We start from the raw sequence: 18,548 nt of genomic DNA, 5'->3' as shown, positions 1-18,548 counted from the left end.
TGATATGATAAGTATATCATGATATAGAATTCGACCGGAGAGTTGACAAGATGATCAGCGATAAGCCGTCGCTACGAGAGCAAAATCGGCGCGCGGCGCGTGAAGCGGTTCTCGATGCTGCCGAACGGCTTCTCGAAAGCAGCGATACCGCTGATTTCAGCATGCGGTCCTTGGCGGCGGAGGCGGGTGTCGGCTTCGCCACGCCTTTCAATCATTTCGGAAGCAAGGCCGCGATCATGCAGGCGCTTTCGATGCGGTGGATCGGGAGGATGGAAAACACGTTCGGCGAGGCAACGCCAAGGGGCGACGCGGTCGACCGTGTCTTGAAGATGGGGCGTATCGCAGTAAGCGTTCTGCGTGAGCAAGCCGACGTTTCAAAGCGGATTGTCGGTTCGCTCGGAACCGCGACGGGAGAACCCGGCGCAGTGATGGTGCAATCAACGAGACTTTGGGCAACGGCGCTCGGTGACCTCAGGGGGGTTGCCGCTATCCACCAATCGTTGGCGAAGACTGTTCTGCCTCGGCAACTGGCCTATAGTTTTCGGGGCTGCATCTCGTTTTGGGTGGCGGGAGAGACCGCAGACGACGAACTCGAGGGTTCCTTTGAGGAGGCGGCCGCTTCGCTGATGCTCGGATTTTTGGAAGAGGACCGGCGCGGCAAGGTGGTGCTCCTGCTGAAGAAAGCGGCTCGGCGCTGATGTCTTTTACCCGCCATTTGGCAGTCGATCCCAATCGCCCGCAACCCAATGCATGGCCGGCAAGGAACGTCCCACGCCGACCATACTTGCACATGGACATCTTCCAGGCTCAGCGGCCGGGCAAACGCCGCGGCGATCGCTACATACCGGCTGCGGTCGGGCGGACGATCACCTCGTTGACATCGACGCCTTCGGGTTGCTCGAGGGCGTAACGGATCGCTCGGCCGATGGCGTCGGGGGTCAGCGATTTCTTCCGCCAGCCCTGGAGGGCGGCTGCCGTTTGTGCGTCGCTGATGTCGTTCCCGAGTTCGGTCTCGACGACACCAGGCGAAATGATCGTGGCGCGGATGTCGTCGTGCTCTTGACGGAGTCCTTCCGTGATCGCCCAAACGGCATATTTGGTCGCGCAATAGACAGCACCGGTGGGAACGACCATATGCGCGCCGATAGACGCGACATTGACGATATGTCCCGACCGCTGCGCGACGAAGCGTGGGAGCACAGCGGCGATTCCGTTCAGAACGCCGTGAATGTTTACGTCGATCATCTTCTTCCATTCGTCGCGCTTCAACGCGGCAAGCGGCGACAATGGCATCACGCCGGCGTTGTTCACTAACGCGTCGATGCGCCCGAGTTTTTCTTCAGCCGCGTCGACAAAGGCGCTGAAGTCGGCAGCGTCCGTTACGTCCAGCTCGCGCCAAGCGACGTTCGAACCTAGCTCCCCGGCCAACGCCTTCAGGCGCTCACCCCGCCGCGCACCGATGAACAGGCGAGCCCCGGCCTTGGCGAGTTCGCGAACGGTCGCTTCGCCGATGCCGCTCGATGCACCGGTTATCAGTACGGCCTTGTCTTTCACTCCAATCATTCACTCTTCCTTCCGGTTGGAATTGCCGGACGGAAGATGAAGCGGAGGCTGCCTCAGGCGTTAGAGCGATACCACGCAGACTTTGCACGATTCTCCAAATGTGCGAGCACTGCTTGCGCTGGCCCTAGGGTTGATGGGAAACAAAGTTCAATGGAAAGGATCAACACCCTCGCTGCACTCATCAAGCGGCATGCCCCGGAATCCGGGATGGCGCCTACGGCCGTTCCTCGACTGTCGCTCATTCGGGCAGATCGGCCGACGGTGCCGGTCCCGGCGGTTTACGAGGCCTCGCTTTGCCTGATCGCCCAGGGCTCGAAGCGCGTGTCCCTCGCGGACCATAGTGTGATCTACGACGCTGCGAGATATCTTCTTGTGTCTGTCGACTTGCCGCTGGTGGGACACGTCATCGACGCGAGCCCGGACGCGCCATACCTCTGCTGCAAAATTGACCTTGATCTGCCGGCGCTCGCCGACTTGATCATTGCTGAGAATGCTCCGGTCCGATCGTCAAACCTGAGTGTCCTCGCTGTGTATCCGAGCGATCCGGACTTGGTGGATGCAGCTTGCCGGTTCGTTTCGCTTCTTGAGCGGCCCGAAAGCGTGCCGACGCTCGCGCCACTGATCGAGCGCGAAATCCTTTATCGGCTGCTGACCGGCCCGCACGGCCCCCTGCTGCGCCACATGGCGGCCGCAGACAGCCACTTGGGACAAGTGAGCCGCGCAATTGGGATGATCCGTGGCGGCTATCAGCAGCGGTTGCGGATTGACGACATTGCCGCCGCGGCGGGCATGAGCACGTCTTCGCTTCACGCGCATTTCAAGGCGATCACCCGAATGACGCCTGTGGAATACCAGAAGCACCTTCGACTCCAGGAGGCGCGACGGCTGATGCTGACGGAAGGCGTGAGCGCCGGATCGGCAGGCTTCGCAGTCGGCTACGAAAGTCAGTCGCAATTCAGCAGGGAGTACCGGCGTCTCTTCGGTGTCCCGCCACGGCGTGACATAGCGCGCTTGCAGGCGGCAGCGGACTTCGTGCCAACGGTTTAGCCAACGACACTACGGTGAAGCTGCACGACCCGATTTATTCGATGTTTTGGCGATGGCGCACCCGGCAGGATTCGAACCTGCGACCTTCGCCTTCGGAGGGCGACACTCTATCCAGCTGAGCTACGGGTGCTTCGGCGAGACTGATAGCCCATTCGTCGACGCGCCGCAAATGCAGACGCCTGCGGCGCGGTAACTGCTCGAAAATAAAGGTGAGACGAGGCGCCTCACCTTATTTTTTGCGGTTTAGTCATGAGCCTGCGCCCGCCTTCCCCGGGGAAGCCCCGGGCGCGCTGGTGCTCAATAGCGGCAGGGCTTGGCGACGACGACGCATTTCGCGAGCAGGATCGCGCCCTTTTTGCAGTCCCACTGCTTGCCCTGTGCATTCCAGAAGTCGGCGTAGCGGGGACCATAGAGGTTGCGCACCGTGCTCTTCCAGTTCTCGCGGGCCTCGATCCGGGCCTTCTCCGAACCGGTCCCCAGAATGCCGGTTGCGGTCGCAACGCCTTCGACGGGCGCGCGGCAGCGAGGCAGCGCTTGGGCGTCGACGGCCCCAAAAGCGGAAGTTATCGCTGCAACGGCGGCGACGCCGGCCATGAATTTGACGGTTGTGCGCATGACAAATAGTCTCCCCAAAGTGACGGTTTGCAACTTCCCCAGCCGGCACCCTACATAGGTGTTGGCGGACATCAGCCACGGGGCAGAGGGCGCTGTCAACGGACCGGCCGGCCCGGATTGGCAGATTGGTCCGCCAGCGTGCGATAATGGCCGCGATTTCGTCGAGGAACGTGCCTTCCCGCGGTTTTGAGAATAGCCGCGATTGTCTCCCGTCGCCCCGTGCCTAACCGCCCGAGACATGGCCAAAAGAGCAAAGATGCAGCAGAACAAAATTGAGCAGTCTTCAGTTGTTGGCGCGGCGGAACTGGTCCCGATCGTCAAGGGAAGCCACGTCTATCTCGTTGACGGTTCAGGCTATATTTTCCGAGCCTTCCACGCACTTCCCCCGCTGACGCGCCCTTCCGACGGGCTGCCCGTAGGTGCGGTGCACGGCTTCTGTGCGATGCTCTGGAAGCTTTTGCGCGAGTCGAAAGCGTCCGAAGCGCCAACCCACATTGCCGTCATTTTCGATGCCGGCCGGGAGACGTTCCGGAACGACATCTATCCCAAGTACAAGGCGCACCGCCCGCCGCCGCCGGAAGAGCTGCTTCCGCAATTCCCCCTTATCCGGGACGCAGTAAAAGCCTTCAACGTCGCCTGCATTGAGCTCGACCGCTACGAGGCCGACGATCTGATCGCGACGTACGCCAGAGAGGCCGTGAACGCTGGCGGCGATGTTACGATTGTGTCCTCCGACAAGGACCTTATGCAACTCGTGCGCCCCGGCGTCACGATGTTCGACGGCATGAAAGCCAAGCGCATCGGCCGCGATGAGGTGATCGAGAAGTTCGGCGTCCCGCCCGAAAAAGTCATCGACGTACAGGCGCTCTCGGGCGACTCCGTCGACAACGTTCCGGGCGTCCCCGGCATCGGCATCAAGACGGCGGCCGAACTCATTTCGACGTATGGCGATCTCGATACGCTCTTGGCGCGCGCCGGCGAAATCAAGCAGCCGAAACGGCGCGAAAAGCTCATCGAGTTCGCCGAGCAGGCGCGCATCTCGCGTCAGCTCGTGCTCTTGAAAGAAGACGTGCCGCTCGAGATCGCAATCGATGCGCTGGGCGTTCGCGATCCCGAGGTCGATGCACTTCTCGGCTTCCTGCGCGCGATGGAATTCAGCACGCTTACGAAGCGGATCGCCGAAGGCTTGGGAGCAGAAGCCCCGCCGCCGCTCGCGATCTCGGTTGGCGCGAGCCTCAAATCCAAAGCGCAATCGACATCGGATAAAATCGAGGCGCTCGCCGAAGAGGAGGCATTCGAGGGTGCCACTCCGGCAGCGGCCGTCGCCGCTGGAACGGCGATCGCGCGCGCCAAGGCGATCGACCGCAGTAAATACGAAACGATCACGACGCGAACGCGCCTGGAGGAATGGGTCAGGAAGGCAGGTCAAACAGGCTACGTCGCATTCGACACCGAAACGACGGACCTCGACGCGACGCGCGCCGACCTCGTCGGCATTTCGCTCGCCGTTGCACCGGGTGAAGCGTGCTACGTGCCGCTCGGCCACACGGGGCCAAGCAACGATCTCTTTGGCGGCGCCGACAATCGGCCGCCGCAGCTTCCGATCACTGAAGCATTGGACGTCCTGCGGCCGCTGCTCGAAGATCCCTCCGTCCTGAAGATTGGTCAGAACATCAAGTATGATGCGCTGGTGATGAAGCGCTATGGCATCGACGTCACGCCGTTCGACGACACGATGCTAATTTCCTACGCGCTCGACGGCGGACGCAATGCGCACGGCATGGATGTGCTGGCCGAGCGCCACCTCGGCCACGCCTGCATGACGTTTGCGCAGGCAATGGGACAAGCGCCGGGCGCCAAGAAGTCCGAGAAGACCTTCGCGGCGATGCCGCTCGACAAGGCGACCGAATACGCGGCCGAAGATGCAGACGTGACGCTGAGGCTCTGGAAAGTCCTGAAGCCTCGTCTTGCGGCGGAACACGTGACGACTGTCTACGAGATGCTGGAGCGGCCGCTCGTTCCCGTCATCGTCGCGATGGAGCACGCGGGCATCAAGGTCGATCGCGATATCCTCGCGCGGCTGTCGAGTGCGTTCGCGCAGCGCGCCGTCAGGCTCGAGGAAGAGATCAACGGCCTGGTCGGCCACAAGTTCAACCTCGGCTCGCCGAAGCAACTCGGAGAGCTTCTGTTCGATCGCCTGAAGCTGCCCGGCGGCAAGAAGACGAAGTCCGGCCAATGGGAAACTCGCGCCAACCTGCTTGACGAACTCGCGGCGAACGAGGAGCTCGACGGCGATGCGCGCCGCCTCATCAATACGATGCTCGAATGGCGCCAGATCTCGAAGCTTCGCTCGACGTACACCGACGCATTGCCCGAGTTCATCGATCCCTCGACGGGCCGCATCCATACGAGCTACGCGCTGGCCTCGACGACGACCGGCCGTCTCGCTTCGTCCGATCCCAATCTGCAGAACATCCCGATCCGCACGAAAGAGGGCCGCGAAATTCGCACAGCCTTCATCGCCGACAAGGGCATGAAGCTCGTCTCGGCCGACTATTCGCAGATCGAGCTGCGCGTTCTCGCTCACGTCGCCGATATTCCGCAGCTGAAGAAAGCCTTCGCCGACGGCCTCGACATTCACGCGATGACGGCGTCGGAAATGTTCGGCGTGCCGGTCAAGGATATGCCGGGCGAAGTGCGCCGACGCGCCAAGGCGATCAACTTCGGCATCATCTACGGCATCTCGCCGTTTGGCCTCGCAAACCAGCTGAGCATCAGCCGCGAGGAAGCGAGCGATTACATCAAGACATACTTCCAGCGCTTCCCCGGCATCCGCGATTACATGGAAGCGACGAAGAAGCACGCGCATGCACACGGCCACGTCGAGACGATCTTCGGGCGGAAAATTCACTATCCCGAGATCAACACGAAGAACCCGTCTATGCGCGGTTTCCTCGAGCGCGCCGCGATCAACGCGCCGATACAAGGCTCAGCGGCAGACATCATCCGCCGCGCCATGATCCGCATGCCGGGCGCGATCGAAAAGGCGAAGCTGGACTCAGCCCGCATGCTTCTGCAGGTTCACGACGAACTCGTTTTCGAAGTGGCTGAAGCTGATGCGCAAAAGCTCATCGACGTCGCGCGCCGGGTGATGGAGACGGCGGGCGAACCAGCCGTCAAGCTATCGGTGCCGATCCACGTCGATGCGAAAGCCGCCTACAACTGGGACGAGGCGCACTAGAGCATCGTGCACAAAAGTGGGCACCGGTTTTGTGCAAAAGCGATGCGACAACAAAAACCTAGAGCGTCGGTCGTGTTTCTATCCGTGCCGACGCTCTAATTATTCGCCGGCGGCGGACGACGGCGGATGTTTGCCGTTGACGCCGTTGAGCGCGCCATTCGGCTTCGTGCGCCAATCGGGAGCAACGTCCGGAGCATCCTTCAGCACCCGGTACGGCTTCGGCATGCGGGTCGACTGATTGCCGGTCAGCCGCTTGTAATTGATCGTCCGGATGAACTCGCGAATGCGCGGCTGAATCTCGGTGCGCCAGCGCGTGCCGTTGAACACGCCGTAATGGCCGACGCCCTGCTGCACGTAATGCACTTTCTCGTCATGGGGAATGCCGACGCAGAGATCGTGCGCGGCTTCCGTTTGGCCGAGGCCGCAAATGTCGTCGCGCTCGCCTTCGACGGTCATGAGAGCGGTGTTGCGGATTGCCGAGCAATCGACCAGCTCGTTCCTGTGCATCAGCTTCTTATCGGGAAGCAGGTGGTCCTGGAATACCGTCTGCACGGTCTGCAGATAGAACTCCGCAGTGAGGTCCATGACCGCGAGGTATTCCTCGTAGAACGCCTGATGCTGGTTGACGCTGTCGCAGTCGCCTTTGACGAGATTGTTGAACAGGTCGACGTGAGCGTTCATGTGCCGCTCGAGGTTCATCGTCATGAAGCCCGTGAGCTGCATGAATCCCGGATAAACCGGCCGCATGAATCCCGCATGTGGAAATGGCACGGTCGAGATCACATTGGATTCGAACCACGAGATTGATCTATCTGCCGCGAGATCGTTGACCTTCGTCGGATTACGGCGCGTGTCGATGGGGCCGCCCATCAACACAAGCGACGCCGGCTGACAGGTTTCATTCCGTGAGGCCATCAGCGCGGCCGCGACGAGCGCGGGCACGGCCGGCTGGCATACCGCGATGACGTGCGTGTTCGTGCCGATGAAACGCATGAAGTCGATCAGGTAATCGACGAAATCATCGAAATCGAATCGGCCCGCCGCGATCGGCACGTTGCGCGCGTCGGCCCAGTCTGTGATGTAGACGTCGTGCTCGGGAAGCATGGATTCAACCGTGCCCCTGAGCAGCGTCGCGTAGTGCCCCGACATCGGTGCGATGATCAGAACTTTCGGATCGTAACGCTTGCCGGTCTCGGCCTGGCCGCGATCGAAATGAATAAGATTGCAGAACGGCTTGGCGAGAACGACCTCTTCGCGGATCGGAACCGTGAGCCCCGCGAGTTGCACGCTTTTGATGCCGAACTCGGGCTTCCCATAACGGCGCGTGATGTTCTCGAACACCTCGCACGCGGCGATCATGTTCTTACCCGCCGTCGTGTAACTCATCGGGTTGAGAGGCCAGCCTAGCGTCTGACGCAGAGCCTGGACGCCGAATCGGACAGGGGACATGAACGCATGGGCCATTTCATAGGCGTAGTAGTTCATATCTGTCGCAAGTCCTTGTGTTGATAAGGATTTCCCGCCGACTGCCAACTCACCGGACAGCTTGTTGTTGCTGCACTGCGTCAGTATAGAACGATTGGTCATAGTCACAATCTAGAAAACGTTTGCGTGCCTAATGATAAGGCACACCTGTGCATTAAAGGTACACTGCCGAACAGCGTCTCCGCCCGGCACTTTCCTGCTGCATCGCGTCAATCACGATGACGCGCGCTCGCCACTGTTAGTTCCGGGAAGACAATAAGAGAGATAGCTGCGAGAACGCGGGCCGGCATGCCATCACAACGATCCCCCTCATCGGCAACTTCTTCCCGTCCGTGGTTGCGGCGCTTTGTTGATGTTGCGCCCGGAGAGATATCGGCACTGCTCGCGTCGTTCGCGATGTTCTTCGCGCTGCTGTCTGCCTACTACATCATCCGTCCGGTTCGCGACGAAATGGGCGTGTCGCTCGGCAAGGATTCCCTCCGCGAACTCTTCACGGTCGTCTTCGTCGTGATGCTCGTCCTCGTGCCGCTGTTTGGATTTGTCGCGACACGCTTTCCGCGCCGTTACGTGCTTCCGTCAATTTACAGCTTCTTCTCGGTGAACCTCGTCATCTTCTGGCTCGTGCTCAAAGCGTCGCCTGGCGATCAATGGGTAGCCGGATCGTTCTTCGTCTGGGCAAGCGTCTTCAATCTCTTCGTCGTATCGCTCTTCTGGAGTCTGATGTCGGAGCTCTGGTCGCACGAGGAAGCGACGCGGCTCTACGGCTTCATTTCGGCAGGCGGCACCGCTGGTGCTCTCGCGGGGCCATTGTTCACCCAAGGGCTGGTCAGAGTATTGCCACCCGTCGATCTCTTGGCTGTCTCGGCGGCGCTGCTGATCGCTTCGATGTTGGCGAGCTTGCAATTGCGCCGCCTGAGACCCGCGGAAGCGAAGACGGCGTCCGAGCCCGCAGGCGGCGGCATACTCGACGGCGCGATCAAGGTCTTCACGACGCCGATGTTCGCGCGCATCGCGCTTTTCATCTTCATCACGAACATCATCGGGACGTTTTTTTACCTGGAGCAGGCGCGCCTCGTCGCGGCATCGATAGACAACAGCGCCGACCGCGTGCTGTTCTTTTCCGGCCGTGACCTTGCCGTCAGCGTCGTGACGTTCCTGATCGAAGTCTTCGGAACGGCGCGCGTTCTGCGCCGCTTCGGCGTAACGGGAGCGTTGCTCGCTTTGCCGCTGACAGGCGCGCTGGGCGTGCTTTTGCTGACGTTCGACGCAGCGCTGTGGATTGTCGCCGCCGTCATGGTCGCTGAACGGATCGTTTCGTTCGCGCTCGCCAATCCCGCGATAAAGGTGATCTACACGCTCGCCACGCCAGCCGATAAATACAAGGTGCAGAACTTCATCGACACGGTCGTATTTCGCGGCGGCGATGCGACGTCGGGGTGGCTCTTTTCGATCGTCGGAGGCGGGCTCGGATTTGCCGCAGGAGCAACCGGAGCAATCGCCATTCCGCTGGTGGTCGCTTGGCTCTGGACCGCCGAGCGCCTCGGCGCCAATCACAAGCAGCGCGCCGCCGAACTTTCCGTTAGTGACTAAAGCCCGTTAACTCGCGGGGGAGCACTGCGGTTGAAGGCAGCGCGCAGTCCGTCGTGATTAGCGTCCGCCGCCGCGACGAGGAGGGCCGCCGCTTGAGCGTGCCGTGCCTGCAGGTTCCGCGCCGCCGCCACCGGGACGACCGTCTTTGTGACGGAAATTGATGCGGCCCTTGGTCAAATCATAAGGGGTCATCTCGACCGTCACACGGTCGCCGGCGAGAATGCGGATGCGGTTCTTCTTCATGCGCCCCGAGGTGTAGGCAATGACTTCATGCCCATTGTCGAGCTTCACGCGACAGCGGGCGTCAGGCAGAACTTCATCCACCACACCCTCGAACTCGAGCATCTCTTCTTTCGCCATTCGATCTCCCGAACTTCCTTTTTTGATAACCGGATAAGAAAAGCGGGGAGCAGCCGAGCTGCTCCCCGCATGAGTGGAGTGGCCTCGAAAACCTTAGAGCGGACGGAGGTTTACGGCAGCGATCTTACCGTTACGTCCACGCTCGGTTTCAAAGTAGATCTTTTGGCCTTCGCGGAGCGACTGAAGACCTGCTCTCTCAACTGCAGAGATGTGAACAAAAACATCGTTCCCACCTTCTTCAGGCTGAATAAAGCCGTAACCCTTCTGACCGTTGAACCACTTCACAGTCCCGTTCGACATCAATTGCCTCCAAAGCAAACATGCATTCCCCGGCAGAATGTCCGGAGATAATCAAATCGCGCGATGGAGACGTCTTAGGGCAGGCGGTAGCGCTGTCGAAGAGTAAGCCAAGGCGTGTTCGATGGCGACTTTATGCCTTGCTCCTTCAAGAAAGGCAAGATCGTCGCAGGCGGCACGGGGGCCGTCAGGATGCGCCACAGAGCCCTGAAATGCATGCCGTTTCAGCATCCCGCGGACAACGCCCGATTGAAATTGAGGCGGGCCGCACGGCCCGCCTCGAAGATTCAGGTGCGGCCGCTCGGACGGTTAAGAGCGACGAAGCGGGCGCCGACGTCGACATGGATATGGTCCATATCGTTGTAAGTCATGATGCCACCGTTCTTATAATTGGCGATCAGCCAGCGGACGACTTCGGCTTTGCGGCCCGGGACGCGGAAATCGATCGCCTGTCCCGAAGCGTGCTTCGAGGGATAGTTCGTCCCCGCGATCTTCGCGCCCGGCCGGCAGGTCGAGACGATTTGGACGTTGTTGAATTGGCCCCGGATACGCGCGAGGAGGTTGCGTGCTTCCGATGTCAGGCAAGCGGTGTTGTCACCGGATACGCGGCGGGCGGCCGTCGCGTGGCTTTTGGCGCGGTAGCCTTTGCCGCTGTTGTACGATTTGGCCTCGGCCAGGCTCGGCGCGACGAACGCGGCAAGTGCCAGAGAAAGCACAGCAATAGTCGATCCCTTACTCATGGGAAGTCCCTCGTGTTCAATGATGGGAAAAGGTCGAAACGCACCGCCCGCTGCTTCCCCGTGAAGCTGCTATGGCGAGCCATAAGGCCCGCGCTGCGGAGCATTGGATTGGACAGGGGACCGCGAGCGCCAGCCCCCCGGTGCGCCTCACGACCGTGATCTCAAAGAGACCGGAGGTGCCCTGTCACGGAAGACGAGTGCACCGTTTTGTGTGGCGTGTACTGAAAGCCTTACCCGATGGGCCAAAATAAGGCGAGTTGTAATGGCATAGCGTCCGTTGCTTCTCGCGAACAGCCTTCAGTCGAAATCTGTAAATTGAGCAACAGGCATGGAATAGTTGACGCAAGCAGAGTAGCAAGAAGGGCGCGGGGCACATCGCGCAAAAGGGGACAGCAGGGAAGGGGACACAACCATGAATGCCTTGAGAAGTCTTTTGGTGGGCTTCGTCGCCGGGATGATTGCGGCGCTCATCGCCCAAGAAGGGATCAGCTGGCTATTCGTGCAATATTGGACCGGCTGGAACGCGATGCCCTGGAGCACGGACCCTGTGCCGAGCCTGCTTGTGCCGTCGATCGAGCTACCCTGGATCATTGGCAACACGTTGACCGGCGGCCTCTGGGGCGCACTGTTTGGCTTGATCCTTGGCTGGAAGCCTCAGGGCATGATGACCATTCGCGGCGCCATCCTCGGCCTCTTCGGACCGGGCCTCATCAGCGCGTTTATCGTGATGCCGCATCTCGCGCAGCGGCAGTCGCCGCTGCTCGAAGGCAACATCAGTGAGATCGTGCCGATACTGTGCATCGCCGCCGGATTCGGCGCGGTGGCGGCTTGGCTTTACGGCCTCTTCAGCTGGGGTCGTCTGCCTTAACGGCGAGAGGGCCTGGGTCGCCTAACGGGCCCGCATCTCAAGATCGGAACGCGGCGGGGCGGCACCTTCGAGGTCCCGGCCCCGCCTTTCCGCTATATTGGAACCCTCACGCGTTTCCTCGAAAGTAACCCCGTCGCCGCCTCGCATCGGCAACTCGAGTGGGCTGGCAACCGCCGTGTCGAATACCTAAGTTCCGGAGGCGGCAAATCGAGAGCGCCCGGCCGACAAGAAATCCCGCGCCTCGAAGGAAACTACCCGAAGGAACTGTCGTGAAAGCGTATCTGATCGGAATTTTCCTGGCGCTCGCCGCAGTCGCCCCAGCCTCGCAAGCATTGGCGAAGCACACCAGGGCGAAGCCGAAGCCGCAGCCTTGGTACGCGAAGCCCGTCGAGCGCGACTGCACGCCGATCAATGGCCGCTATGGCTATTACGGCAATCCCTGGTGCGACACCGGGTCTACCCGCCCGCCGGATATGCGATTTCGCGATCGCTACCGGAACGGATACCGGTAAGCAGCACCGCTGCCGGGCCACGCCGCGCTGCCGCTAATCGGCGGCCTTCGCCTGCGCGCGTGCTTTCAGGCGGTCCAGCAGCCAGACGCGAACGGCACTCGAGAGCCCCGCCTCCCCGCGTCCCCTGTCGATGGAATTGATCAAGCTCGCGAGCGTCATGCCGTCTTCGGCGGCAGCTTCCTTGAGAGCAATCCAGAACGCCTTCTCGAGTGAAACCGACGTTCTGTGTCCCTGAATCGAGAACGAGCGCTTCTCGGGCCTCATTTACGAGGCGGTGTTGGGATCGATATCGTCGGCGTCTTCGTCGGCGCGATTGTCTTCCCGTCGTGCCCTGTCGAGCTCGGCCTGAGACTTGCGATGTTGCGCGTCGACAAGCCCCCGCTCCGACTTCGATTGCCCGTATTTGAGCCGGTTTTCATGCGCCTCTCGTTCCCGGTCGGCGCGCTCGCGGGCTTTACGGACCTTGTTGAGATTGATGATCTCGGCGGTCATAAAATGCACTCCGCAAAGGATGCAAATCGCATCCTGAGTTTCAGCCATTTTATCTGCAGCAACGCAAATCCGTCAAACGGCGACGCAGCACTTGATGTTGAAAGTGCCGTTCGGTCGCAATGCCACGGTCGCGCATGTCAGTCCGCGAACGTCGCAAAGTTGCGAGGATCAGCGCGAGACCGGCGAGATCACTCGGGCCCGATCATCTTTTCCGGCCGCACGATCTCATCGAACTCCTTGTCCGTCACATAGCCGCCGCCCACGGCTTCGTCGCGAAGCGTCGTGCCCTTCTTGTGCGCGGTTTTCGCGATTTTAGCGGCGTTGTCGTAACCGATCTTCGGAGCCAAGGCCGTGACGAGCATCAACGACCGCTCGAGACCGGCGCGGATGTTGTCTTCCCTCGGCTCGATACCGGCGACGCAATGTTCGGTGAACGATACAGCGGCATCGCTCATCAAGCGAACCGATTGCAGGAAGTTGTAGGCCATTACGGGATTGTAAACATTCAGCTCGAAATGCCCTTGGCTGCCGGCGAACGAGATGGCGGCGTTGTTGCCGAAAATCTGAATGCAAACCTGCGTCAGCGCCTCGCACTGCGTCGGGTTAACCTTGCCCGGCATGATCGACGAACCCGGTTCGTTTTCGGGGAGCGATAGTTCGCCGAGGCCGGAACGAGGGCCGGAACCCAGCAACCGGATGTCGTTCGCGATCTTGAACAGCGATGCGGCGACGGTGTTGATCGCGCCGTGCGAAAACACCATCGCATCGTGCGCGGCGAGAGCCTCGAACTTGTTGGGCGCCGATTTGAACGGCAGGTGCGTGATTGAAGCGATGCGCTCCGCTACGAGCTCCGCGAAGCCCTTCGGCGCGTTGAGGCCGGTGCCGACTGCAGTTCCGCCCTGCGCGAGCTCCATCAACTTCGGGAGCGTTTGTTCGATGCGCGCAATGCCGTTCTCAACCTGCTGGGTATAACCCGAGAACTCTTGGCCGAGCGTCAACGGCGTCGCGTCCTGCGTGTGCGTGCGGCCGATCTTGATGATGCGCGACCAAGCCTGCGCCTTGTCGTTCAATGCGTTGCGCAGCTGCTGCAGCGCCGGAATGAGCCGGTGCACGACCTCTTCCGAGCACGCGATGTGCATCGCCGTCGGATAGGTGTCGTTGGACGACTGGCTCATGTTGACGTGATCGTTTGGATGCACGGGCTTTTTCGAGCCCATCTCGCCGCCCAGCATTTCGATAGCGCGGTTCGAGATGACTTCGTTCGCATTCATGTTCGATTGCGTACCCGAGCCCGTCTGCCAGACGACGAGCGGGAAATGATCGTCGAGTTTCCCCTCGATGACTTCCTGCGCAGCTTTGACGATCGTCTCGCCGATCTTCGGATCGAGCCTGCCGAGCGCCATGTTCGTCTCGGCCGCAGCGCGCTTCACGACGCCGAGCGCGCGAACGATCGGAGCGGGCTGCTTCTCCCAGCCGATCTTGAAATTGCCGAGGCTGCGCTGTGCCTGCGCACCCCAATAACGATCGGCCGCAACTTCGATCGGGCCAAAGGTGTCGGTTTCGGTGCGCGTCTTGCTCATGGTGTCGGTCCCGTGATTGATCGGATGTCCAAATTTTCGTGCTTCGTCGCGCATACGAGCCCGTTTGTCGAGCGGGTAATCGGTCATGCCGGCGTATCGGCCAGCCGAGCGTAGCGCCGCGCCGGGACCCTTGGTGGTAAGCCAGCAATTTTTAGGCGGGCGGCCTATCAGCCTTTGACGGCGCGTAACGTGGCAACATGATCTCGAACCGGCGCGCTTATCGGGGAGGCTAGAGCTGCTTGTTGTCCGCGGCGCTTGGCGATGAGGCGCGACCCGAGGCTTCGAATGGGGCTTTCGTAAAAATAGTAAGATGCGGCAGCCAAGCAAAAGGCGGGTAGCCACCAGATACGCCAATCGTAGAGGGGCGAGGGAAAGATACGGGTGCCGGTGTTCGCCGATAGGAACAGCATATGCCAGACGTAGAGTGAATAGGAGATGAGACCGATTGCTGTCATCGCCTTGGAGTTGAGAAACTGAAAGGCAATGCCTGATCTGCTCTGAGCGACGCCGCAATAGATGAGGGCAGCGAAGCCCAAAGTCTGGGCGAGGATGAGCAACGAAGCGCTCCAAGCGTTGGTCGGCGTTATGAAGCAACTAGCGAATAAGACGAGCGATGTACTCCCGAGAGATAATAAACCTAACCGCGAAGCAGGCTGCCGCGAGCGCATCCAGAATACCAGAGCGCAACCCACTGCCAAACTGTCACCGTTATGGATAAGGCTTTTCTCTCCCAGAAGGCGCACGCAAACAATTCCGGTCTGACAGCTGACGCTGCGCGCGATGACAGCGACGAGTATCGTACCACATAGAATAGCCAACGCACGTCGGGGGCGATCTGCAAGCCCGAGAAAAGCAATCGCGCTAGGCCAAAGCAAGTAGAACTGCTCTTCGACAGCAAGGCTCCAGAGATGGATTGAGGGACTGTCGCCCCGCCCCAAGACGTTTCTGGTGAAGGTCAGGCTCCCAAGCCAACTTGACGCTTGGTCGTGGACCAGCCCGAAGAATTGAAAACCGGCGATCGTCAACAAAAATGCCACGTATATGGGGAGAATGCGGAAGCTTCGCCTAATGTAAAATTCGGAAAGGCTGACTGATCCGAAGCGTCCATGCTCCTTCAGTAAAAGGTGTGTGATCAGAAACCCGCTGATGACAAAGAATAGCCGCACGCCAAATTGGCCATGCGAGGTCAAAAAGTCGGTGGAGGAGCTAGGCGGGAAGCTTTCGGTATACGGCAGGTGACTCGCTAATACGAGCAAGATCGCGACCGCGCGCAGACCATCGAGTGTCGGAAGTCGTTCCCCCATGCAACCAATCTAACAAATTCAGCATGCGGAGCAATGATTCTTCCTTCGAAAGTGGGCACAGCAAAAGTCCAATGCTTGGCCTGCCTTTCAAGCAAGGCGGTGGTCTTGGACAGCCATCGAGCGCCAGCATCCCGGGAGGGCTGGGTCTCGCGTCTCTCAAGTGGGGCTCACCGAGGATGACGGCAGTGAGCCCATCTCCGACGGCTCTTGTCATACCGGCCGGATCGCAGCGTCGAGCCCACACCCACCGTCATCCCGGCAAAGGCTGGGATCCAGGCAAAGCGCAGCGCAAATACAGTTGTGGTGCGCCTCAGAGCGAACCGCGTCTGCCCCGTGCAGCTTGTCTGGGCGCCGGCCTTCGCCGGCATGACGGAAAGGGCAGTTATGTCGCCTCCAACTCAGGGTCTATAATCTCCTGTCGCAAGTAGCTTGAGGAGGAGGAGACGCTATGCCGAAATATCTCGTGCAGGGTTCCTACACCGATCAGGGTCTGAAGGGCCTGCTAAAGGAGGGCGGCTCGAAACGACGTGCAATGGTAGAACGGCTCGCCAAGGATATGGGCGGCAAACTCGAAGCATTTTACTTCGCTTTTGGCGGCGATGACTTCGTCATTATTCTCGATCTGCCGAGCAACATGGAGATGGCAGCCACCGCCATCGTCGCCCAGGCCAGCGGCACGTTGAAGTCTCGGGTCACGGTCCTCATGACGCCGGAAGATGTGGACCAAGCGGTGAAAAGAAAAGTCGAATTCCACCCGCCGGCGTAAAGGGGCGACGTTCTTCATGGAACGTCCGCTAAGGATCAGGAAGCGACTTGGCTCACGTGATCGTGACGCCCGCTCTTTGGCGTGAAAGCAGAGATCGGCCAACGAGCGATCACGACAGCTTTCGGCCAAAAGCTGACGTGTGCAGGTGTAAATCCGAACGTCGGCGCGAAGCTTAAACCCGCTCGACCTTCCCGATTATGTTGGGCGCGCGCCCCCCACACGCTCTGCACGACACATGTCTCGCGGCACGAGGTCATGCAGGAGTCTTCTCGAAGACGCGCAACAAAGCCCCGCAGACAGCGCGTCAGTAAGCCATGCGCGAACGATTGGACCGTGCACCAACAATGCCGTGAACTCGTGGCCAAGCTCCAATAGTCTGATCCGGAGTAGATTCGATTCGGGGCGGTCATCTGAGGGGGCGGTTATGCGGTTCAAACTGACACTAGCGATCATCGCGAGTTTTGCGGTGGCGCCGGCCGTCGCTGCCGACAGGCAGTTGCCAGGACAAGCCGCGCCAGCGCGCGGTGTCTACCTCGGCGTTTTCGGCGGTGGGGGCTTCAGCACCGCAACTGACGTCACCCAGCTCGGCACGGCCTTTTTTCCCGAGATCGCGGGAGGTCCGTTAGCGGTCAATGCTAGGGGTCGGACCGACAGCGGCGGTGTCGGGTTCGTCGGCGGGCAGATCGGTTATGAATTTTCGCACGGCTCGGTGTTGCCTGCCTTCGAGATCGAAGGTCTGGATCTCGACGCCGGGACCCGCCGCGCGACGCTGCAAAACCCCACTGACCGGCTTCCCGAGCATACGTTCGACGATACGTTCCCGATGAACAGCTCCGTTGTTCTGGCGAATCTGGTTCTCAGTTTTCCGACGTCCTATCCGGGCGTGACGCCCTATTTCGGCGGCGGCATCGGCGGCGCCCGCGTCGCCATCGACGGCGCGAATTCCCTCCAGACCAACCCAGCAGAAGGTGGCATCAACCACTTCAACTCCGGCCCCGACTCATCTGCCTGGACCTTCGCGGCACAAGCCAAGGCCGGTGTTCGCGTCGCCCTTAGCAGCAACGCCTACGTGTTCGGCGAGTATCGCTACCTGTACGTCGGCTCCGTCGATCAGATTTTCGGGCCGACCGTGTATGACACCCATGTTCCCACCTCTGCCTGGACGGATCGCTTCGGCGAAACGTCCTACCATCTGGGAACCGCAGGCATCGGGTTCAATTTCTAGTTCGTGCGTCACCAGCGGCGAGGTCTCGTTGCGCCATGCTGGCGTCGGTGCCGGGCCAGAAGTAGCAGCCGCGTGAGAATTACCCGGGTAACGTCACGACGAGAGGACCGTTACGCGTCGCGACGACGGTGTGCTCGTATTGTACGGTCGGCGCTCTGGGGCTGCTGAAGAGCGTCCACGCGTCGCCGGCTTCGCCACCATCTTCCGCCCACTCGGCGCCAAGCGAAAGAAACGGCTCCACGGTGAAGACGAGACCTTCATTCATGATCCGCCGCTCCGATTGAACCGGCCAGGTTGCGATCTCCGTCGGCTCCTCGTGCAACGAATGCCCAATGCCGTGGCTGGCAAGATTTTGAACGAGCGTATAGCGGTTTCGGCGAGCGAACGCGCCGATCGCTTTTCCGATGCCGCCGAGCGGCTTATTCGCGCCGATCTGCCTGATGCCGGTCCACATGGCTCGTCGCCCATCGCGACAAAGCCGCTCGATCGCTTTGGAGGTCGGCGGCACGGCGAACGACGCGCCCGTGTCGGCGAAAACACGATTCTTTTGCGCGGAAACGTCGATGTTGACCAAGTCACCCGCAGCAATCCGCCGGTTCCCCGGAATTCCGTGCGCGATCTCTTCGTTGACGCTGATGCAGGTGGCGCCCGGGAAACCGTAGCAAAGCTCGGGAGCAGACGTGGCCCCTGCCTTTTCCAGAAGAGCTCGGCCCAACTCATCGAGCTCGCGCGTCGTCATTCCTGGCTCGATGGCCTTTCCCATTGCTGCCAGTGTGTCGGCGACAATGCGGCCGATCTCCTTGAGCCGATCGAGCTCGTCATCGCTTGAGATTGTCATTCGCTATCCCGTCAGTTTGTATGAT

Annotated in this window: 19 protein-coding genes and 1 tRNA gene; 8 read left to right on the top strand and 12 right to left on the bottom strand. The window is 60.5% G+C overall.

Annotation, left to right across the window (positions count from 1 at the left end; all coding sequences use genetic code 11):
• The first annotated feature begins 50 nt into the window (after window positions 1–50).
• Entirely contained in the window at window positions 51–698 is a 648-nt protein-coding gene (locus BM399_RS13220) for a TetR/AcrR family transcriptional regulator (RefSeq protein ID WP_092868266.1), read from the top strand.
• Window positions 699–837: 139 nt separating this feature from the next.
• Here the strand turns inward: BM399_RS13220 and BM399_RS13215 are convergent, their stop codons facing one another.
• Window positions 838–1,563: an SDR family oxidoreductase gene (locus tag BM399_RS13215; protein WP_092868265.1), complete on the bottom strand. Its 726-nt coding sequence runs from the start codon at window positions 1,561–1,563 to the stop codon at window positions 838–840.
• 150 nt (window positions 1,564–1,713) lie between these two features.
• On the opposite strand from BM399_RS13215, the gene BM399_RS13210 reads away from it, so the two are divergent.
• Window positions 1,714–2,610 (top strand): AraC family transcriptional regulator, encoded by an 897-nt coding sequence (locus tag BM399_RS13210; protein ID WP_092868264.1) that lies wholly within the window; start codon window positions 1,714–1,716, stop codon window positions 2,608–2,610.
• Between the two features lie 53 nt (window positions 2,611–2,663).
• Here the strand turns inward: BM399_RS13210 and BM399_RS13205 are convergent.
• Together BM399_RS13205 and BM399_RS13200 are read right to left on the bottom strand one after the other, a co-directional pair.
• Window positions 2,664–2,740 (bottom strand) — tRNA-Arg (locus tag BM399_RS13205).
• Window positions 2,741–2,907: 167 nt separating this feature from the next.
• Window positions 2,908–3,225: a hypothetical protein gene (locus BM399_RS13200; RefSeq protein ID WP_092868263.1), complete on the bottom strand. Its 318-nt coding sequence runs from the start codon at window positions 3,223–3,225 to the stop codon at window positions 2,908–2,910.
• Window positions 3,226–3,481: 256 nt separating this feature from the next.
• Between BM399_RS13200 and polA the strand changes: the two genes are divergently transcribed.
• Window positions 3,482–6,466 (top strand): DNA polymerase I, encoded by a 2,985-nt coding sequence (gene polA, locus BM399_RS13195; protein WP_244531246.1) that lies wholly within the window; start codon window positions 3,482–3,484, stop codon window positions 6,464–6,466.
• Between the two features lie 99 nt (window positions 6,467–6,565).
• Here the strand turns inward: polA and BM399_RS13190 are convergent, their stop codons facing one another.
• The gene (locus tag BM399_RS13190) at window positions 6,566–7,951 is read right to left on the bottom strand and encodes a polyhydroxyalkanoate depolymerase (RefSeq protein ID WP_092868261.1); all 1,386 of its coding nucleotides are present in this window, start codon (window positions 7,949–7,951) and stop codon (window positions 6,566–6,568) included.
• A gap of 288 nt (window positions 7,952–8,239) precedes the next feature.
• Between BM399_RS13190 and BM399_RS13185 the strand changes: the two genes are divergently transcribed.
• On the top strand, window positions 8,240–9,541 hold the full coding sequence (locus BM399_RS13185; RefSeq protein WP_092868260.1) for an NTP/NDP exchange transporter: 1,302 nt from the start codon (window positions 8,240–8,242) through the stop codon (window positions 9,539–9,541).
• 57 nt (window positions 9,542–9,598) lie between these two features.
• Here the strand turns inward: BM399_RS13185 and infA are convergent, their stop codons facing one another.
• The 3 genes from infA to BM399_RS13170 all read right to left on the bottom strand — a co-directional run bounded on the left by infA (window position 9,599) and on the right by BM399_RS13170 (window position 10,938).
• Entirely contained in the window at window positions 9,599–9,901 is a 303-nt protein-coding gene (gene infA, locus BM399_RS13180) for a translation initiation factor IF-1 (RefSeq protein WP_092868259.1), read from the bottom strand.
• A 93-nt stretch (window positions 9,902–9,994) separates the two neighbouring features.
• Window positions 9,995–10,201, bottom strand: a complete 207-nt coding sequence (locus BM399_RS13175; RefSeq protein WP_013214405.1) for a cold-shock protein — start codon at window positions 10,199–10,201, stop codon at window positions 9,995–9,997.
• 284 nt (window positions 10,202–10,485) lie between these two features.
• A complete protein-coding gene (locus BM399_RS13170) occupies window positions 10,486–10,938 on the bottom strand; it encodes a YcbK family protein (protein ID WP_092868258.1) in 453 nt (150 codons plus the stop codon).
• A 412-nt stretch (window positions 10,939–11,350) separates the two neighbouring features.
• On the opposite strand from BM399_RS13170, the gene BM399_RS13165 reads away from it, so the two are divergent.
• Complete coding sequence (locus BM399_RS13165) at window positions 11,351–11,806, top strand: hypothetical protein (RefSeq protein WP_092868257.1); 456 nt, start codon at window positions 11,351–11,353, stop codon at window positions 11,804–11,806.
• 269 nt (window positions 11,807–12,075) lie between these two features.
• Window positions 12,076–12,318, top strand: a complete 243-nt coding sequence (locus BM399_RS13160; protein WP_092868256.1) for a hypothetical protein — start codon at window positions 12,076–12,078, stop codon at window positions 12,316–12,318.
• Window positions 12,319–12,351: 33 nt separating this feature from the next.
• On the opposite strand, the gene BM399_RS13155 is transcribed toward BM399_RS13160, so the two are convergent.
• The 4 genes from BM399_RS13155 to BM399_RS13140 form a co-directional block, all read right to left on the bottom strand.
• Window positions 12,352–12,582, bottom strand: a complete 231-nt coding sequence (locus tag BM399_RS13155; protein WP_092868255.1) for a ribbon-helix-helix domain-containing protein — start codon at window positions 12,580–12,582, stop codon at window positions 12,352–12,354.
• Window positions 12,583–12,810 carry a DUF4169 family protein gene (locus tag BM399_RS13150; protein WP_092869082.1) on the bottom strand — a complete coding sequence of 76 codons (228 nt, stop codon included), beginning with the start codon at window positions 12,808–12,810 and terminating at the stop codon, window positions 12,583–12,585. It lies immediately after the preceding gene.
• Between the two features lie 188 nt (window positions 12,811–12,998).
• Window positions 12,999–14,444 (bottom strand): class II fumarate hydratase, encoded by a 1,446-nt coding sequence (gene fumC, locus BM399_RS13145; protein ID WP_342028757.1) that lies wholly within the window; start codon window positions 14,442–14,444, stop codon window positions 12,999–13,001.
• 113 nt (window positions 14,445–14,557) lie between these two features.
• A complete protein-coding gene (locus BM399_RS13140) occupies window positions 14,558–15,694 on the bottom strand; it encodes an acyltransferase family protein (RefSeq protein ID WP_092868254.1) in 1,137 nt (378 codons plus the stop codon).
• Window positions 15,695–16,142: 448 nt separating this feature from the next.
• Between BM399_RS13140 and BM399_RS13135 the strand changes: the two genes are divergently transcribed.
• The gene (locus tag BM399_RS13135) at window positions 16,143–16,460 is read left to right on the top strand and encodes a GYD domain-containing protein (RefSeq protein ID WP_092868253.1); all 318 of its coding nucleotides are present in this window, start codon (window positions 16,143–16,145) and stop codon (window positions 16,458–16,460) included.
• A gap of 424 nt (window positions 16,461–16,884) precedes the next feature.
• On the top strand, window positions 16,885–17,685 hold the full coding sequence (locus BM399_RS13130; protein WP_092868252.1) for an outer membrane protein: 801 nt from the start codon (window positions 16,885–16,887) through the stop codon (window positions 17,683–17,685).
• Window positions 17,686–17,764: 79 nt separating this feature from the next.
• Here the strand turns inward: BM399_RS13130 and map are convergent, their stop codons facing one another.
• Window positions 17,765–18,523, bottom strand: coding sequence for a type I methionyl aminopeptidase (gene map, locus BM399_RS13125; protein ID WP_092868251.1), 759 nt, complete (start codon window positions 18,521–18,523; stop codon window positions 17,765–17,767).
• Window positions 18,524–18,548 lie beyond the last annotated feature (25 nt).

Origin of the sequence: Hyphomicrobium facile, from assembly GCF_900116175.1 — a bacterium.
Classification (GTDB): Bacteria; Pseudomonadota; Alphaproteobacteria; order Rhizobiales; family Hyphomicrobiaceae; genus Hyphomicrobium_B; species Hyphomicrobium_B facile.
This window is presented reverse-complemented; position numbering and strand designations above follow the sequence as displayed.

Coding starts and splice junctions, on each gene's coding strand:
- BM399_RS13220 (WP_092868266.1), top strand. CDS start 51: ATGATCAGCGATAAGCCGTCGCTACGAGAGCAAAATCGGCGCGCGGCG.
- BM399_RS13215 (WP_092868265.1), bottom strand. CDS start 1,563: ATGATTGGAGTGAAAGACAAGGCCGTACTGATAACCGGTGCATCGAGC.
- BM399_RS13210 (WP_092868264.1), top strand. CDS start 1,714: ATGGAAAGGATCAACACCCTCGCTGCACTCATCAAGCGGCATGCCCCG.
- BM399_RS13200 (WP_092868263.1), bottom strand. CDS start 3,225: ATGCGCACAACCGTCAAATTCATGGCCGGCGTCGCCGCCGTTGCAGCG.
- polA (WP_244531246.1), top strand. CDS start 3,482: ATGCAGCAGAACAAAATTGAGCAGTCTTCAGTTGTTGGCGCGGCGGAA.
- BM399_RS13190 (WP_092868261.1), bottom strand. CDS start 7,951: ATGAACTACTACGCCTATGAAATGGCCCATGCGTTCATGTCCCCTGTC.
- BM399_RS13185 (WP_092868260.1), top strand. CDS start 8,240: ATGCCATCACAACGATCCCCCTCATCGGCAACTTCTTCCCGTCCGTGG.
- infA (WP_092868259.1), bottom strand. CDS start 9,901: ATGGCGAAAGAAGAGATGCTCGAGTTCGAGGGTGTGGTGGATGAAGTT.
- BM399_RS13175 (WP_013214405.1), bottom strand. CDS start 10,201: ATGTCGAACGGGACTGTGAAGTGGTTCAACGGTCAGAAGGGTTACGGC.
- BM399_RS13170 (WP_092868258.1), bottom strand. CDS start 10,938: ATGAGTAAGGGATCGACTATTGCTGTGCTTTCTCTGGCACTTGCCGCG.
- BM399_RS13165 (WP_092868257.1), top strand. CDS start 11,351: ATGAATGCCTTGAGAAGTCTTTTGGTGGGCTTCGTCGCCGGGATGATT.
- BM399_RS13155 (WP_092868255.1), bottom strand. CDS start 12,582: ATGAGGCCCGAGAAGCGCTCGTTCTCGATTCAGGGACACAGAACGTCG.
- BM399_RS13150 (WP_092869082.1), bottom strand. CDS start 12,810: ATGACCGCCGAGATCATCAATCTCAACAAGGTCCGTAAAGCCCGCGAG.
- fumC (WP_342028757.1), bottom strand. CDS start 14,444: ATGCGCGACGAAGCACGAAAATTTGGACATCCGATCAATCACGGGACC.
- BM399_RS13140 (WP_092868254.1), bottom strand. CDS start 15,694: ATGGGGGAACGACTTCCGACACTCGATGGTCTGCGCGCGGTCGCGATC.
- BM399_RS13135 (WP_092868253.1), top strand. CDS start 16,143: ATGCCGAAATATCTCGTGCAGGGTTCCTACACCGATCAGGGTCTGAAG.
- BM399_RS13130 (WP_092868252.1), top strand. CDS start 16,885: ATGCGGTTCAAACTGACACTAGCGATCATCGCGAGTTTTGCGGTGGCG.
- map (WP_092868251.1), bottom strand. CDS start 18,523: ATGACAATCTCAAGCGATGACGAGCTCGATCGGCTCAAGGAGATCGGC.